At 72.3% G+C, this 17179-nt stretch carries 7 protein-coding genes; all 7 read left to right on the plus strand.

Going from position 1 to position 17179, the window contains the following annotated elements:
- The first annotated feature begins 25 nt into the window (after positions 1–25).
- The 7 genes from ACFWEE_RS05485 to ACFWEE_RS05515 all read left to right on the plus strand — a co-directional run bounded on the left by ACFWEE_RS05485 (position 26) and on the right by ACFWEE_RS05515 (position 17160).
- Positions 26–9424 (plus strand): amino acid adenylation domain-containing protein, encoded by a 9399-nt coding sequence (locus ACFWEE_RS05485; protein ID WP_386886586.1) that lies wholly within the window; start codon positions 26–28, stop codon positions 9422–9424.
- Complete coding sequence (locus ACFWEE_RS05490) at positions 9414–11096, plus strand: phytoene desaturase family protein (protein WP_386886587.1); 1683 nt, start codon at positions 9414–9416, stop codon at positions 11094–11096. The genes ACFWEE_RS05485 and ACFWEE_RS05490 overlap by 11 nt, the downstream gene beginning before the upstream one ends.
- A gap of 50 nt (positions 11097–11146) precedes the next feature.
- Positions 11147–12907 carry a phytoene desaturase family protein gene (locus ACFWEE_RS05495; RefSeq protein WP_386886784.1) on the plus strand — a complete coding sequence of 587 codons (1761 nt, stop codon included), beginning with the start codon at positions 11147–11149 and terminating at the stop codon, positions 12905–12907.
- A complete protein-coding gene (locus ACFWEE_RS05500; RefSeq protein ID WP_386886589.1) occupies positions 12904–13959 on the plus strand; it encodes an MDR family NADP-dependent oxidoreductase in 1056 nt (351 codons plus the stop codon). The genes ACFWEE_RS05495 and ACFWEE_RS05500 overlap by 4 nt, the downstream gene beginning before the upstream one ends.
- 66 nt (positions 13960–14025) lie before the next feature.
- The gene (locus tag ACFWEE_RS05505) at positions 14026–15228 is read left to right on the plus strand and encodes a cytochrome P450 (RefSeq protein WP_386886590.1); all 1203 of its coding nucleotides are present in this window, start codon (positions 14026–14028) and stop codon (positions 15226–15228) included.
- A 45-nt stretch (positions 15229–15273) separates the two neighbouring features.
- The gene (locus ACFWEE_RS05510) at positions 15274–15900 is read left to right on the plus strand and encodes a hypothetical protein (protein WP_386886591.1); all 627 of its coding nucleotides are present in this window, start codon (positions 15274–15276) and stop codon (positions 15898–15900) included.
- Positions 15901–16185: 285 nt separating this feature from the next.
- Complete coding sequence (locus ACFWEE_RS05515; protein ID WP_386886593.1) at positions 16186–17160, plus strand: alpha/beta hydrolase; 975 nt, start codon at positions 16186–16188, stop codon at positions 17158–17160.
- Positions 17161–17179 lie beyond the last annotated feature (19 nt).

Raw genomic sequence — 17179 nt, forward strand, 5'->3', positions numbered from 1 at the left:
ACCACTTGATGAGGAGTGTGCGAACTTGGCTGACGCGACCAACGAGGTTTCCACGGGCAAAATCGCGATCATCGGCATCGGCTGCCGCTTGCCCGGCGGAGCTTCGGACCACCGCGCTTTCTGGCAGAACCTGTTGGACGGCAAGGACTGCGTCACCCCCACGCCGCCGGACCGCTACGACGTCACGACCCACCGGAGCGGTCACCGGGACAAGCCCGGCCGGCTGGTGGGCGGGCGGGGCGGATACATCGACGGCTTCGACGAGTTCGAACCCGCCTTCTTCGGCATCAGCCGTCGTGAGGCCGACCACATGGACCCCCAGCAGCGCAAGCTCCTGGAGGTGGCCTGGGAGGCCCTTGAGGACGGCGGCCAGCGGCCGGCGGATCTGGCGGGCAGCAACACCGCCGTGTACGTCGGCGCGTTCACGCTCGACTACAAGATCCTGCAGTTCTCGGACCTGAGCTTCGAGACGCTCGCGGCCCACACCGCGACCGGCACCATGATGACGATGGTCTCCAACCGGATCTCGCACGCCTTCGACTTCCGGGGCCCCAGCCTCTCCGTCGACACCGCGTGCAGCTCCTCCCTGGTCGCGGTGCACCTGGCCTGCCAGAGCCTGAAGCGCGGGGAGAGCGATCTGGCGCTCGCGGGCGGGGTGCTGCTGCACATGGCGCCGCAGTACACCGTGGCGGAGTCCAAGGGCGGGTTCCTGTCGTCCGAGGGCCGTTCCCGCACCTTCGACGCCCGGGCGGACGGATACGTACGCGCCGAAGGGGTCGGTCTGGTGGCGCTGAAGCGCCTGGAGGACGCGGTGCGCGACGGGGACCCGATCCATGCGGTGGTCCTGGGCAGCGGGGTCAATCAGGACGGCCGGACCAATGGCATAACCGTGCCCAACGGGGAAGCCCAGGTCTCCCTCGTGCGGCAGGTCTGCGCCGAGGCCGGCATCACCCCGGGCGACCTTCAGTACATGGAGGCGCACGGCACCTCCACGCCCGTGGGCGACCCGATCGAGGCCAACGCGCTCTCGCGCGCCCTCGCCATCGGGCGTGCCCCGGGCGCTCCTTGCTACGTCGGTTCCGTGAAGGCGAACATCGGGCACACCGAGTCGGCCGCCGGAATCGCCGGGCTGATCAAGACGGCCCTCTCGCTCAAGCACCGCACCATCCCGCCGCACATCAATCTCGAACGTGTCAACCCCGCCATCGACCGGGACTCCTCGCCGTACGAGATCCCCGACCGGGTCACCCCGTGGCCCGCGCACGAGGGACCGGCGCGGGCCGGTGTGAACTCCTTCGGCTTCGGCGGCACCAACGCGCACCTCGTGCTGGAGGAGGCACCGGAGCGTGCCCCCGGCCACCCGGTGCCGCCCGCACCGGAGCGCGGCTGGAACATCCTCCCGCTGACCTCGCGGCATCCCGACGCGCTCGTGCGGATCGCGGAGGGCGTCCGCGGTGAACTCGCGGGCGAGCGGGGCCCGGCGGTCTCCCTCGCGGACCTCGGCCACACCCTGGCACACCGGCGCCAGCACCTGGAGTCCCGGCTCTCCGTGGTCCACTCCTCCCGGGAGTCGTTGGACCAGGCCCTGGCCGCGTACCTCAGGGGCGAAGCGCACCCCCGGGTGGTCCAGTCGAAGCAGCTGGACCCCCAGGACCGGCGCCTGGTCCAGGTGTTCACCGGCATGGGACCGCAGTGGTGGGGCATGGGACGCGGACTGCTGGCGAGCGAGCCCGTGTTCCGGGACACGGTCGCCGCGTGCGACCGGGAGATCAGGAGGATCGCGGGCTGGTCCCTCCTCGACGAGATGACGGCCGACGAGGACCGGTCCCGGATGGCGGAGACGTGGCTGGCCCAGCCGGCCAACTTCGCGGTGCAGATCGGGCTGGCGGCCCTGTGGCGTTCGTACGGCGTGCGCCCCGACGCGGTCGTGGGGCACAGCACCGGGGAGATCGCGGCCTTCTACGAGGCGGGCGTCTACTCCCTGGAGGACGCGGTCGCGGTCGCCGTGCACCGCAGCCGCCTCCAGCACACCCTGGCCGGGGCGGGCACCATGCTCGCCGTCGGTCTGCCCGAGGACGAGGCGGAGCGGCGGTTGCGGCCCTTCGGACCACGGATCTCGGTGGCGGCCGTCAACAGCCCGGCATCCGTCACCCTCGCCGGGGGCGAGGAGGCGCTGACCGAGCTGGCGGAGTCGCTCAGGGCCGAAGAGGTCTTCGTGAAGTTCCTGGCGGTCGAAGTCCCCTACCACAGCGCCGCGATGGACCGGATCAAGGACGAGCTGCTGGAATCCCTGGCCGACCTCACGCCCCGCCCGGCGCGTGTCCCCCTCTACCTCACCGGTCTGGACGGGGTCGCCGAGGGAACCGAGCTGGACGCGGGGTACTGGTGGAAGAACGTCCGCGACCGGGTGCGTTTCCGCGCCGCCGTGGACCGGCTCGCCGACGACGGCTACCGGCTCTTCCTGGAGGTGGGCCCGCACCCGGTCCTCGGGCACGCGATCCGCGAATGCCTGGAGGCCGGTGGCCGGACGGCCGTCTCCGTACCCTCGGTCCGCCGCGCGGAGGACGAGAACGAGCGCTTCGCCCTCTCCCTCGCCACCCTGCACAACCTCGGCGTCCCCATCGCGTGGGACGTACTCCACCCCGCCGGTGAGACCGTCCCGCTGCCCCGCTACCCCTGGCGGCGCGACCGCCACTGGACGGAGCCGGGCTCCGTCGCCCGGGTCAGGCTCGGCCTGCTCGACCACCCGCTGCTGGGGCGCCGTACCGGCCATGCCGAACCCACCTGGCAGTCCCGGCTCGACACCGAGACCCTGCCGTACCTCGCCGACCACCGCATCCAGGACACCGTGGTCTTCCCCGCCGCCGGCTATCTGGAGATGGCGGTGCAGGCGGTACGAGCCCTCACCGGGGGCACCCACGTGGTGCTCGCCGACATCGACCTGCGCAAGGCGCTCTTCCTCACGGAGGACGAGGCGAGGACCGTCCAGCTCTCCGTGTCCCTGGAGGACGGGGACTTCACGATCGCTTCCGTCCCCGCCGGCCCGGACGCGGAGCGCGCCGTGCACGCGAGCGGAGTGGTGCGCTCCGCGCAGCGCCGCTCGGCCGGACCGCCGTTGGACACCGACGCAGTCCGAGGACGGAGTACGCACAGGCTCGGCGCCGAGGAGTGCTACGCCGGACTGGCCACCCTCGGCTACCACTACGGCCCCGCCTTCCAAGCCATCCAGGAGGTCTGGATCGGCACCGGCGAAGTGCTGGCCCGGATCGGCCCGACGGCGGAGACCGGCGACGGCGCCTCCCGACACCACATCCATCCCACCCTGCTGGACGCCTGCTTCCAGAGCCTGCTGACGCCCCGGATCCTGGCGGCGGAGACGTCCCCGCCCGGCACCGGCATCCGGCTGCCGCTCTCGCTCGACGAGATGAGCCTCTCCCCCGTCGGCGACGGGCCGCTCTGGGTCCACGGCACGGTGTCGCGCAGCGACGGCGACGAACTCGTCGGCGACCTCGCGTTGTACGCCGAGGACGGCACGGCCCTCGGGGTTTTACGCGGGTTCCGCGCGGCCGACGTGGAGAAGGCGTCGGCCGCGGTCTCCCGGAGCACCATCGACTCCTGGCTCGCCGAACCCGCCTGGATCGACCGCCCGTGGGCCGGGGCCCCCGCGGACGGCTCCCCCGCGGCAGGAGCCGACGGGCAGGACTGGCTGGTCCTCGCGGACGGCGGCGGCCTCGGGGACGCCTTCGCCGATCTGGTGACCGCGCGGGGCGACCGCTGCCGTGTGGTGCGGGCGGACACGTCGCGGGGGCGGCCGGTCCGGGACGGCGAGTTCGCCGTCGCACCGGAGTCCGCCGAGCATCTGGAACGGCTCTTCGCCGACCTGGACCGGGACGGCACGCCCTTCGGCGGCACCGTCGTCCACCTGTGGAACCTCGACCTGCCGGAGCTCCCTGCCTGCGAGCGCAAGGGCCTGGCACGGGCGGCCGGAACCGGCGCCTACTCCCTCGTCGCACTCGCCCGGATTCTCGCCGCCCGGCGCACCGGCGGCCGTCTGCACGTCGTCACCCGGGGCGCGCAGCCCGTGTCCCCGGACGAGACGGTCGAGCCGCTCGCGGCTCCGGCCTGGGGCGTCACCCGGGTGCTGCGCCACCAGGAGCTGGTCGGGCACCGCGGCAAGCTGATCGACCTGGACCCGGCGCGCGAACCCGGCGCGCCCGGTCTCCGCGCCGACGCCGAGGCCCTGCTGCGTGAGTTCCTGACCGACGACGAGGAGGAGATCGGCCTGCGGGGCGAGCGCCGCGCGACCAGCCGCCTGCGCCCCGCCGAAGGCCTGACCAGACCGCTGCCGCTGAGGCTGCGCGCGGACGGGAGCTATCTGGTCACCGGCGCGTTCGGGGCGCTGGGGCGGCTCCTCTGCCGCACCCTCGTGAAGCGTGGCGCCCGCCGGCTGATCCTGATGGGCCGCACCCCTGTCCCGCCGCGCCGGGAGTGGGCCGCGGCCGGCCCGGACACCGCCGCCGGCCGGGCCGTCGCGCTCCTCCGTGAGCTGGAGGCCCTGGGCGCGCAGCCGGTCCTGGCGCAGGTGGACGTGACCGACGAGGACGCGCTCACCGGCTGGCTCGACGCGTACCGACGCCGGGGCGGCGCCCCGGTGCGCGGCGTGTTCCACCTCGCCGGGCAGGTGCGCGACACGCTCGTCGCGGAGATGGACCGGACCACCTTCGACACGGTGCTCGACCCGAAGGTCATGGGCGCGTACCTGCTCGACCGGCATCTGCGGGACGAGCCGCTGGACCACTTCGTGCTGTTCGCCTCGATCGCCTCGCTGCTGACGACCGCCGGCCAGACCAACTACGCGGCCGGCAACGCCTTCCTGGACGCGCTGGCGCACCGGCGACGTGCCGAGGGGCTGCCCGCGCTGAGTCTGGACTGGGGTCCGTGGGCGACCGGCATGATCGAGGAGCTCGGGCTGGTCGACCACTATCTGCACAGCCGGGGCATGAGCTCGTTGTCCCCGGACGCCGGGATGAGTGTGCTGGAGCGGGTCATCGGGCAGGACCGGGCCCAGCTGCTGGTGGCGACGGTCGTCGACTGGCCGACGTTCCTTGCCTGGTACGACGCGCCTCCCCCGCTGGTCTCCGAACTCGCCGCGACCGCCCGTGACCAGGTGGCGGAGGAGGGCAACGGCTTCCTCGACACCTTCCGGCGCGCCGGCGAGGCGGAGCGCCGCGCCCTGGTGGTCGAGCGGTTCGTCTCGCTCACCGCCACCGTGCTGCGTACGGCGCAGGAGGAGATCGACCCGTCCGGCGGGCTCGGTGGCCTGGGGCTCGACTCGCTGCTCGCGATGGAGCTCCGTGCCCGGGTGCAGGCCGATCTCGGCATCGCGCTGCCGGTGGTCGCCCTGCTGAGCGGTACCCCGGTCGGCCAGCTCGCCGACCAGTTGTACGAGGGGCTGCTGGCGCGCGTGGCGGCGGACGCCGCCGGGGACGGTGAGGCGGCGAGCGCCGTGGAGGTCTTCACCGACGAGCGCAGTCACCCGCTGACCCAGAACCAGAAGGCTCTCTGGTTCCTCAAGCAGCTCAACCCGGAGGGGTACGCGTACAACATCGGCGGTGCGGTGGAGGTGCGCGCCGAGATCGAGCCGGACCTGATGTTCGAGGCCGTGCGCCGGCTCATCGCCCGGCACCCCGCGCTGCGCACCAACTTCCATCTGGAGGAAGGACAGCCGGTGCAGCGGACGACGTCCGGGGCGGAGCCCGACCTCGCCCTCTTCGACGTCCAGGGCCAGGAGTGGGAGGAGATCCGGCAAACGATCATCCGCGAGTACCGCGAGCCGTACGACCTCGAACGCGATCCGCTGGTGCGGTTCCGCCTCTTCAAGCGTGCGCCGGGCCGCTGGGTCATCATGAAGGCGGTCCACCACATCGTGTCGGACGCGATCTCGACCTTCACCTTCATCGAGGAACTGCTCGCCGTCCACGAGTCCCTGAAGCAGGGGCGGGAGCCCGCGCTGCCGCCGGTGGGCGCGCGGTACCTCGACTTCCTCAACCAGCAGAACCGCTTCCTGGCGAGCCGGGAGGCCGGCGCGATGCTGGAGTACTGGCGCTCGCACCTGCCCGCCGAGGTCCCCCTGCTGGACCTTCCGGTGGACGGGGCGCGCCCGGCCGTGCAGACGCACAACGGCGCCTCCGAGTTCTTCGTCCTGGACGACGACCTCAGCGCCCGGGTGCACGCGCTGGCGCAAGCGCACGGGGTGACCCCGTTCATGGTGCTGCTGAGCGCGTACTACGTCCTCCTGCACCGCTACTCGGGGCAGGACCACGTCGTGGTCGGCAGCCCGGTGACCGGGCGCACCCAGCAGGAGTTCTCCTCGGTCTACGGCTACTTCGTCAACCCGCTCCCGCTGCACGCGGACCTCTCGGGCGCGCCGACGGTCGCCGAGCTGCTGGAGCAGGTCCGCTCCACCGTGCTGAACGGCCTGGACAACCAGGAGTACCCGTTCGTGCTGCTGGTCGAGGAGCTGGGGCTCCAGCACGACCCGAGCCGCTCCGCGGTGTTCCAGGCGATGTTCATCCTGCTCACCCACAAGGTGGCCACCGAGCAGTACGGCTACCGGCTGGAGTACATCGAGCTCCCGGAGGAGGAGGGCCAGTTCGACCTGACCCTGTCGGCGTACGAGGACGAGGCGGAGGGGCGCTTCCACTGCGTGCTGAAGTACAACTCCGACCTCTTCCTGCCGGCGACGGTCCGCCGGATGGCCGGGCACTACGTCCAGTTGCTGGAGAGCATGACCCGCGCGGCGGCGGAACTGCCGACGCCCCGGCTGGAGATGCTGGACGCTCCGGAGCGTGAGCGACTGGTGGGCGAGTGGAGCGGCGCCCTGGCGCTGCCGGCCCGCACCGGTGCGGAGGCGGCCGGTGTCCGCCCGGTCCACCGGCTGATCGAGGAAGTCGCCGCCACCCGGCCCGAGGCGGTCGCGGTCTCGATGCCCTCCCTGTCCGGGGAGACGGCGCGGATGACGTACGGCGCGCTGGACCGGCGGGCGAACGCGCGGGCGCGGCGTCTGCGCGACCTGGGGATCGGCGCCGGGTCGGTCGTCGGGGTCTGCCTGGACAAGTCGCCGGAACTGATCGTCACGCTGCTCGCCGTGCTGAAGGCGGGAGGCGCCTACCTTCCGGTCCACCCGGACCAGCCGGCGGACCGGGTCGCGCACGTGCTGCGCCGCGCCGAGGCCGCGCTGCTGGTCGTCGAGAACGCGCGCGCCCCGTGGGCGAAGGGGCTGCCCGTCCCCGTGACGACCCTGGACGGTCTGCGCGGGACGGAGTCGGACGGACCGGCCCCGCAGGTGGAGACGGACCCGGACGCCCCGGCCTACGTGATCAACACCTCGGGTTCCACCGGCCGTCCCAAGGCGGTCCGGGTCAGCCACCGGAGCCTGGCCTCGGCGTACGCCGCGTGGCTCCGGGAGTACCGGCTCGACGGGTCGGGGGTCCATCTCCAGATGGCGGAGCCCTCGTTCGACGTGTTCACCGGCGACCTGGTGCGGGCCCTGTGCTCGGGAGGCAGCCTGGTGCTGGCAGACCGGGACCTGATCTTCGACACGCCCCGGCTGTACCGCACCATGCGGAGCGAGCGGGTGGACTGCGCGGAGTTCGTCCCCGCCGTCGTGCGGGGCCTGATGGACCACTGCGCGCGGGAGGGCGAACGGCTCGACTTCCTGCGGCTGCTGGTGGTGGGTTCGGACGCGTGGAAGGTCGCGGAGTACACCCGGCTGCGCGAGCTCTGCGGGCCCGGGACCCGGGTGATCAACTCCTACGGTCTCACCGAGGCCACGATCGACAGCGCCTTCTTCGAGGGGCCCGCCGACGACCTGGAGCCGGGGCTGATGGTGCCGATCGGCCGCCCGCTGCCCAACAGCACGCTCCATGTCCTCGACGCGCACGGGGAACCGGTGCCACCGGGTGTGCCGGGCGAGTTGTGGATCGGGGGCGACGGCGTGGCCCTCGGGTACGCCGGCGACCCGGAGCAGACCGCGGCGCGTTTCGTCACCCGACGACTGAGCCGGGAGTCCGCGGCGCCGCCCGAGCGCCTCTACCGGACCGGGGACCTGGCGCGCTGGGACACGGAGGGCAGGGTGCACCTCCTCGGGCGCGGCGACCACCAGGTCAAGCTGCGGGGCCACCGGATCGAGATCGGCGAGATCGAGGCGCATCTGGCGGGCTGGCCGGGTCTCGCGCGGGCGGTGGTGGCCGTCCGCCCGGACGCCGCCGGGGACGCCACGCTCTGCGCGTACTGCGTGGCGGAGCCGGGGGCGGTGCTCGACCGGCGGGCGCTGCGCCGCCATCTCGCGGGCGCCCTGCCCTCGTACATGGTGCCCTCGCACGTCACCGAGCTCGACGCGCTGCCGCTGACCGCGCACGGAAAGGTCGACGTCACCGCGCTTCCGGTGCCGGTGAGCGGGGACCGCCAGCAGTCGTACGAACCCCCGGTGACCCTGTACGAGGTGAGCATGGCCCGGCACTGGGGAGCCCTCCTCGGGTTGGAGCGGGCGGGGCTCGGGGACGACTTCTTCGAGTCCGGCGGGAGTTCCATCAAGCTGATCGAGCTCCTCCACCATCTGCGCACCGAGTTCGGCGTCAGCATCCCGGTCAGCAGGCTCTACCAGGTCACCACGTTGCACGGCATGGCCGCGGCGGTGGAGGAGCGTGTCAACAGCACGTCCGCCGAGGAACTGCCCTATCTGACCTTCAACCCCGGTCCGGGGCGGCCCGTCTTCTGCTTCCCTCCGGCCGGCGGCCACGGCCTGGTCTACCGGGGGCTCGCGGAGCAGCTCGCGCAGTACCGGCATCCCACCGTCGCCTTCAACTACGTGCCGGGCGACGACAAGGTGGCCCGTTACGCCGATCTGGTGGAGTCCGTGGAACCGGACGGCCCCTGCCTGCTGCTCGGCTACTCGCTCGGCGGGAACCTCGCGTTCGAGGTGGCGAAGGAGCTGGAGTCGAGAGGCCGCGAGGTGGACCGGGTGGTGGTGCTCGACTCCCGCCGCATCATGGAGGCGTACGAGCCGGGAGAGGAAGGGATCAAGAGCTTCGAGGCGGAGCTGGGCCGCCACATCCACCTGCACACGGGCTCGGAGGTCGTGACCCGGACCGTCCTCGAACACGCCGCGGAGTACCTGGAGTTCTGCGGACGGACGCCCAACACGGGGACGGTGGCCGCCCGGGTGGGCGTGGTGACGGACGAGGAGAAGGCCGGCCTCTACGCGGCCGGTGTCCCCGGCGCCTGGCACGGCAGCTCCTCCACCGGGACACACGTCCTGAAGGGCTCGGGTACCCACGCCGACATGCTCGACCCCAAGCACCTGCCCCGCAACGCCGCGCTGGTACGTGCCCTGCTGACGGGAGACGACGGCCATGCGGGATGAGGCGGGCTCCGACTGGAGCCGACGGGAGCGCGTCCCTGGCAGCAAACCCCGCGTCATCATCGTCGGCGCGGGCGTGGCGGGCCTGTCCACCGGCGCGTACGCGCAGATGAGCGGGGCGCGGACCAGGATCTTCGAGAAGCACGTACTGCCCGGGGGCTGCTGCACGGCCTGGTCCCGGGACGGCTACATCTTCGACTACTGCATCGAGTGGCTGATCGGCACCGCCGCGGGCAACGACGCGAACCAGGTGTGGCGCGAACTGGGCGCGCTGGACGGCAAGTCGATCACCAACTTCGAACTGTTCAACAAGGTGGTGGACGAGAGCGGCCGGTCGGTGACCTTCTGGAACGACCCGGACCGGCTGGAGGAGCACCTGACCGGCATCTCCCCGGCGGACGCCCGGCTGATCCACTCGTTCTGCCGGGACCTGCGGCGGTTCACCCGGATCGAGCTGTATCCGTTCCTGACCGCTCCGGCGCTGCGGACGGTGCGGGAGCGGGCAGCGACGCTGCGCACGGTGCTGCCGGCTTTCCGCCTCTTCTGGCGGACCGCGGCGACGCCGATGCACCGGTTCGCCGACCGGTTCGAGGACCCGCTCCTGCGCAGGGCGTTCCGGAACATCTTCTTCCAGGACCCCGAGGGCTTCCCGCTGCTCCCGTTCCTCTTCAACATGGCCAGCGCGTACCACGGCAACGCGGGCTTCCCCCAGGGAGGTTCGCTCGGGCTCGCCCGGTCGCTGGAGGAGCGGTACACCGGGCTCGGCGGGACGGTCACCTACCGGGCCCGCACGGAGAAGGTGCTGGTGGAGAACGGCCGGGCGATCGGGGTCGAACTCCGCAACGGCAGGCGGTACTACGCCGACCACGTCGTCTCCGCCTGCGACGGGCGCACCACGATCCAGGGGCTGCTGGAGGGCCGTTGGACCAGCCCGCGGATCGACCGGCTCTACGAGGAGCTGCTGGAGAAGCCGGGCACGCTCTTCCCCGCGGTGGTCTCGGCCTTCGTCGGCATCCGGGGCCCGCTCCCCGCGGAGGACGCCCACAGCACCACGTACCTGCTGAGGCCCGAGGACGCCGCCCGGCTGCCGGGCGCCCTGCAGAACAGCCTGGTGGTCCAGTTGCGGTCCCGCTACTCCGACGGCTTCGCCCCGCCCGGCAAGTCGGTGGTGCACTGCACCTACTTCAGCGACTACGCCCACTGGCAGGCGCTGCGCCGCAGCGACCGCAAGGCGTACCGGGCGCAGAAGCAGCAGGTCGCCGACTTCGTACGGGGCTTCCTGGCGCGGCGGTGGCCGGGCGTGGCCGAGCGGATCGAGCTGGTGGACGTGGCCTCGCCGGCCACGACCCGGCGCTACACCGGCAACCACAACGGGTCGATCCTGGCGTGGAAGGCGTTCTCGGACGCCGACGACGTGGCGTCCGACCTGGTCGGCAAGGACCGGATGCGGCTGCCCGGGCTCAGCGGTTTCTCCATGGCCGGCCAGTGGGTCGGCATGGGCGGCCTGATCCGTGCCGCGTCCACCGGCCGGTTCGCCGCGCAGTACCTCTGCGAGGAGCTGGGCATCCCGTTCAGGGCGTGGGAGAGCACTCCTTCCGGCCCCTGGCACAGCGGGAAGCTGGGGCGGCTGCCGCAGCTCGACCGGTGGACCGCCAAGGAGGGCACCGGCGCGTGACGACCGAGGAGGGCAGGCCCATGGCGCGTTCACCGCGCGGCAGGGATTCCATGATCATCATCGGTGCGGGGCTCGGTGGTCTCTCCACCGGCGCGTACGCGCAGATGAACGGTTACCGCACCGAGGTGCTGGAGATGCATGAGCTCCCCGGGGGCTGCTGCACCGCGTGGGAGCGCGGGGACTTCACCCTGGACGCCTGCGTCAGCTGGCTGCTGGGCAGTGGTCCGGGCAACGAGATGCACCAGATCTGGCTGGAGCTCGGCGCGTTGCAGGGCAAGGAGATCCGCCACTTCGAGGTGTTCAACATCGTGCGCGCCCCGGACGGCCGGGCGGTCTACTTCTACTCCGACCCTGACCGGCTGCAGGAGCATCTGACCGAGCTGTCGCCCGCCGACGCGAAGCAGATCAGGGACTTCTGCCGCCAGTTGCGCGCCTTCCGCAAGGCGCTGGCCGTCTACCCCTTCCTCAAACCGGTCGGGCTGATGGGCCGGTTCGAGCGCTGGCGGATGCTCGCGTCGTTCGTGCCGTACTTCAACGCGGTGCGCAAGTCGATCTCCGTGCTGATGTCGGACTACTCGGCGCGGTTCAAGGACCCGCTGCTGCGACAGGCCTTCAACTTCGTCCTGTACGAGAGACACCCTGGGTTCCCGGTGCTGCCGACCCACTTCCAGCTCGCCTCGCACGCCAATCTGTCGGCCGGGGTGCCCGAGGGCGGATCGCTCGGTCTCGCGCGGTCGATCGAGCGGCGCTACCTGAGCCTCGGCGGGAAGGTCTCGTACAACACCAAGGTGGAGGAGATCCTCGTCGAGCGGGACCGCGCGGTCGGGGTGCGGCTCAGCGACGGCCGGGAGATGCGCGCCGACATCGTGGTGTCGGCGTGCGACGGTCCCACCACGATGATGAAGCTGCTGAAGGGCCGCTATCTCGACGACGCCTACCGCCGGCTCTACACCCGGACCCTGTACGAGCCGGGCATGGTGTTCCCGGGGTACTTCACCCTCTTCCTCGGGCTCAAGCGCCCCTTCCCCGAGGGTGATCCCTGCACCACCTACCTGCTGGACGAGGCGCAGGCCGCCGAGCTGACCGGCATCCGCCATCCGAGCATCAACGTCCAGTTCCGCAGCCGCCACTACCCGGAGCTGTCGCCGAGCGGGACCTCCGTCGTCTACGCCACGTACTTCTGCGACATCGCGCCCTGGCGGGCCCTGGACGAAGGGCCCGAGCAGCTGACCCGGTCGAGGGGCGGCGAGCGGCTCCACACCCTCCCGGTCCGGCACGGGCGTGGCTACTACGCGGCGAAGCGGCGGGCGCGCACGGCGCTCGTGCGGTTCCTGGAGGAGCGTTATCCGGGCATCGAGGACGCCATCGCGGTGCGGGACGTGTCGAGCCCGCTCACCCAGGTCCGGTACACGGGCAACCACGACGGGACGGTGCTGGGCTGGCAGCCGTTCGTGGAGAGCGGCGAGACCCTGGAGGAGCTGGTCAAGAAGCACGGCCCCGGGCTGCCGGGGCTGGAGAACTTCTACCAGTCAGGTGTCTGGGCGACCACCGGCGGGCTGATCCGTGCCGCCGCCGCGGGACGGCACGTCATGCAGTTCGTCTGCCGCGACGACGGCCGGGAGTTCACCGCGTCGGTCGACGACAGCGGGCCGCTGCCGACCCACCTCGTCGTCCCGGTGCCGCGGCGGCCCCAGGCTCCCTCCGCCACGGCCCGCCTCGCCTCCACCGGCGATTCCACCGGCACTTCCACCGGCGATTCCAGCGGCGATTCCAGCGGCGATTCCAGCGGCGTGGACAAGGAGCACCAGTGAAGACCAAGAAGTGGGTCGTCCGGGAGCACGTCGAGGGGACCCCCGACGTGGACCGGATCTACGAGCAGGTCGTCGAGGACATCGACGTGGATCTGGCGCCCGACGAAATGCTGCTGCGGACGCTCTACGTGTCGGTCGATCCCTACCTCCAGGGCATCGCGCTGGACACCCCGCTCGGCAGCCACATGGGCGCCGATTCGGTCATGGAGGTGCTGGAGGCCGGTCCGCTCGCCGCGCACCGGCCGGGCGACCTGGTGCAGGGCTTCGGCGGCTGGCGCTCCCATCTCGTCAGCAAGGGGACCCAGTGGCTCTGGCAGACGGGCACCTTCCCGATGGTGTTCCCCGCCTACCGGCGCCTGGACCCGGACTGGTTCGACGAGGCGCTCCCCCTCGCGACGGCGCTCAGCGCCATGGGCGGCCCCGGCATGACGGCGTGGGGCACGCTCACCACCTTCCTGACGGTCCGGCCGGGCGACACCCTGGTCATCAGCGGGGCCTCCGGCGCCGTGGGGACGCTGGTGGGGCAGATGGCGCGGCTGGCCGGCGCCCGGGTGGTCGGTACGACGTCGAGTCCGCGGAAGGCGGAGTACCTGACCGGGCTGGGGTTCGACGCGGTCGTCCTGTACCGCCAGGGCGACAGCGCCACGAGCGTGCGCGAGGCGCTGGAGTGGGCGGCTCCGGGCGGTGTCGACCGCTACTTCGACAATCTGGGCGGTGCGGTCACCGACGCGGTCTTCTCGCTCCTCAACATCGGCAGCCAGGTGGCGGTGTGCTGGCAGTGGGCGACCCAGGTGGGCCGGGACGCGGTCGGGCCGAGGCTGCTGCCGTACATCATGTTCCCGCGGACGACGGTGCGCGGGATCTTCTCGCTGGAGTGGTTCACCGACGAGAACTGGCAGGCGCTCCACACGGATCTGGGCGGCCGGATCCGGCGGGGGGAGATCGTGTGCGACCACACGCTCCACCACGGTTTCGACTCCATCCCCGCCGCCTACCGCAGCCTCTACCACGACCGGGCGTCCCACCTGGGCAAGGTGCTGGTGGAGCTGTGACCGTCCCGCGCTCCCCCGCTCCCCACCCCGGCCCCGTCCGTCCCATCCGTACCACCAGGAGGTCGTGTGTCCGCCGCAGTCAGTGACAACGCCGGTCCCGAGCAGGCTCTGCTCCCGCTGCACCGCCTGGAGTTCGGGGTCCCGGGCCCGCCCGAGCGCGTCGAGCTGTCCGACGGCTCGCCCGCCTGGCTGGTGAGCCGGTACGCGGACGTCCGCCAGGTGCTCGGCGACAGCCGGTTCGGGCGCGCCGGACTGTACACGCCGGACGGGCCGTCCCTGCCGGACCAGCCGGTTCTCGTGAACGATCCGGACCTGCTCTTCAACCAGGACGGCCCCGAGCACTTGCGCCTGCGCCGCACCATGCACCGGGCCTTCACGCCGAGGGCCGTCGCCCGCTGGCAGCCCTGGATCGCGGCGATCGTGGGGCAGCTCCTGGACGAGCTGGCCCGCCGGGAGGCCCCGGTGGACATCGTCGCCGAGTTCGCGCTGCCGCTGCCGGTGGCCGTGATCAGCCGGCTGATGGGGCTCGACGCGTCGGCGCGGGAGCGGATGCGCCACTGGAGCGAGTACGCCCTCTCGGACGGCTCCTGGCCCGCGGAGGAAGTCGGCGCGGCCATGGCCGAGTTCTCCGCGTTCGGCGGCGAACTGCTGGCCCTGCGCCGGCGCGAGCCCGGCGACGACCTGGTGAGCGGGCTGGTGCACGCGGCCGACGAGGAGGGCGGCATCCCGGAGGCGCAGTTGGTGAGTCTCGTCTGCGGGCTGGTGGTCGGAGGCCACGACAGCACGATGACCATGCTGAGCAACTCGCTGTTCTACCTGCTCGGCGAACGGCCGGAGAGCTGGCCGGGGCTCGCCTCGGGCGAGGAGGCGGCCGGGCGGTTGGCGGACCGGCTGCTGCACGGCATTCCGCTGGGCGACGACCGCGGCACCACCCGTCGTGCGCACGAGGACGTGGAGGTGGGAGGCGTGTTCATCCCGGCCGGCGCCGTGGTGGTCGCGGACTGCGGCATGGCCAACCGGGACCCGGCTGTCTTCCCGTCGGAGTGGTCCGAGGACCTGTTCGCTCCGCTGGAGTCGCCCACCCTGTCGTTCGGGGCGGGGCCGCACTACTGCCTGGGTGCGTGGCTGGCCCGTACGGAGCTCCAGCTGGCACTGCACCACTTGGCGGCCCGCTTTCCCGGGCTCCGGCTGACGGAACCGGCCTCGTCCGTCCAGTGGCGTCTGGGCTCCACCTCGCGCGGTCCGGTCCGGCTCGGGGTGACCTGGTAGGCGGCGACCGGGCGTTCTCCCCGCGCCCGGGACAGAATGGCGGGCATGAAGCGGCGGCGCTGGTACTTCGACGGATGGATCGCGGCCGTGGGTACCGCGTCGGGGACACGGCTGGTGCTGGGGCACTGGCCGCGCTCGCCGTTCGGAGCGTTCAGCGACGTCATGGTCGAGCACCCCGACGGTGAGCGCCGGCTGCTGGCCCCCACCGCTCGGATCGCCGACTTCGTCGCACGGACGTACGCCTTCGACCGGGTCGACGTGGTGCCGGTGGACGTCCACCGTGACGGGCCCCGTTGGTGCGTCGGGGCGGGCCCGCTCGCCCTGGACCTCGTCACCGGTCCCCGGACACCGCTGGGGTGGCTGCTGCGGACGGTGCCCGCACCACTCGCGCGCAGCCACACCTGGGCCGCCGTGTCCGACGTGCCGGCCCGCCTTCTGCCCGGCGTCCGCACGCTCGGCAGCGCCGGTCCGGGCCGGCGCGAGTGGTACGGGGCGCGCGACCAGCACCGCGTCCTGTCGGCGGGCGCGTCCCTCGGCGGGGCGGATCTCGGCGCGCTCGCCCCTGTCGACCCGCCGGTGACCTTCGGGTTCGGCTCGGCGCCCCGCGATCCGTCGGTCGTGCGGATCACCTCGACGGTGGAGACGGCCGAGGAGCCGCAGGCGCTGCTCTGACCCGTCCTGTACGGGCGCGGGCGCGGGTTCACGGGGCACGGGGTTCGGTGTGCTCACCCGTTCGACGGTTCACGGTCCGGCGGGCGCACGGATCCGGAGGGTTCACGCATTCGGCGGGTTCACGGGTTCACGCACGGAGAGGCCAGAGTCGGGGCGTTCACGGGCAAGCCGCCCTTGCTCCGGCACCGTAGCGTCCCTGTCATCACCCCCTTTCTTTCCACACCGGGCCCCTGCCCCCGTGGGCCGACCGGCCCCGGCCGGAGCCCGGACGACAGGAGACGAACCATGTCCGAGTTCCCCGCCGCGCCGGCCACCCCCGTGCTGGAGCCGGCCGCCGCCGCTTTCGCCGAGGCGACCGCCAACCCGCCGTACCTCTTCGAGCTCGCCCCGGCCGAGGGCCGCAAGGCAGTGGACGAGGTCCAGTCGGGCGACATCGAGAAGCCCGAGATCACCGAGGAGTGGATCACCGTCGAGGGCGGTCCCACCGGATCGGTCAAGGCGCGCATCGTCAAGCCCGCCGGGTCCACCGGCACGCTCCCGGTCATCCTCTACATCCACGGCGCGGGCTGGGTGTTCGGCAACGCGCACACTCACGACCGGCTCGTCCGCGAACTCGCGACCGGCGCGGGCGCGGCCGTCGTCTTCCCGGAGTACGACCTCTCCCCCGAGCACCGCTACCCGGTCGCCATCGAGCAGAACTACGCGGTCGCCCGCTGGGTGGTCACCGAGGGCGCCGCGAAGGGTCTGGACGCCGCCCGCATCGCGGTGGCCGGCGACTCGGTCGGCGGCAACATGACCGCCGCCCTCACCCTGATGGCCAAGGAGCGGGGCGACGTTCCGCTGGTCCAGCAGGTGCTGTTCTACCCGGTCACCGACGCGTCCTTCGACACCGCCTCGTACCACCAGTTCGCCGAGGGGTACTTCCTCCGCCGCGACGGCATGCAGTGGTTCTGGGACCAGTACACGACCGACCCGGCCCAGCGCGCCGAGATCACCGCATCGCCGCTGCGCGCCACCACCGAGCAGCTCACCGGGCTGCCGCCGGCGCTGGTCATCACCGGTGAGGCCGACGTGCTGCGCGACGAGGGCGAGGCCTACGCCAACAAGCTGCGCGAGGCCGGTGTCGCGGTCACCGCGGTCCGCTACCAGGGCATCATCCACGACTTCGTGATGCTCGACGCGCTGCGCGGGACGCACGCCGCCGCAGCGGCCATCGAGCAGGCGGTCGGAACGCTCCGCGCCGCTCTGCACGCCGCCTGATCTCCTCGCCCACGGAACC

This window comes from Streptomyces sp. NPDC060184, from assembly GCF_042728795.1.
In the GTDB taxonomy this organism is placed as follows: Bacteria; Actinomycetota; Actinomycetes; order Streptomycetales; family Streptomycetaceae; genus Streptomyces.

Excerpts from the sequence above, each read along its gene's own strand:
- ACFWEE_RS05490 (WP_386886587.1), top strand. The coding sequence starts at position 9,414 with ATGCGGGATGAGGCGGGCTCCGACTGGAGCCGACGGGAGCGCGTCCCT.
- ACFWEE_RS05515 (WP_386886593.1), top strand. The coding sequence starts at position 16,186 with ATGTCCGAGTTCCCCGCCGCGCCGGCCACCCCCGTGCTGGAGCCGGCC.
- ACFWEE_RS05495 (WP_386886784.1), top strand. The coding sequence starts at position 11,147 with ATGATCATCATCGGTGCGGGGCTCGGTGGTCTCTCCACCGGCGCGTAC.
- ACFWEE_RS05510 (WP_386886591.1), top strand. The coding sequence starts at position 15,274 with ATGAAGCGGCGGCGCTGGTACTTCGACGGATGGATCGCGGCCGTGGGT.